General features: G+C 55.1%; 1 pseudogene. It reads left to right on the top strand.

The features are described 5' to 3' along the window. Window positions 1-267: pseudogene (locus tag KJQ96_RS39185) on the top strand (nitrilotriacetate monooxygenase); the annotation flags it as partial.

Genomic DNA, 267 nt, shown 5'->3' on the forward strand with positions numbered 1-267 from the left:
GTCATGCCGGGCATTGTCCCGATCATCGGGAGGACAAAGCAAGAGGCGTCTGAGAAGCTTCAAAGACTGCAATCGTACACGCACATCGACGTTCTAATTGGGGCGGCCGATCTTTGGCTGGGGTCTGTCACCGATCTGCGTTCCATGAACCTTGACTCATTGGTCCCCGAGACTTTACCGCAGACGAATTCGATCCAGAGCCGTCAGAAGCTGCTCGTCGACCTAGCCGTACGCCAGAAATTTACCTGGAGACAGCTGATCCGTCTG

Source organism: Bradyrhizobium sp. sGM-13, assembly GCF_018398875.1.
Taxonomy (GTDB): domain Bacteria; phylum Pseudomonadota; class Alphaproteobacteria; order Rhizobiales; family Xanthobacteraceae; genus Bradyrhizobium.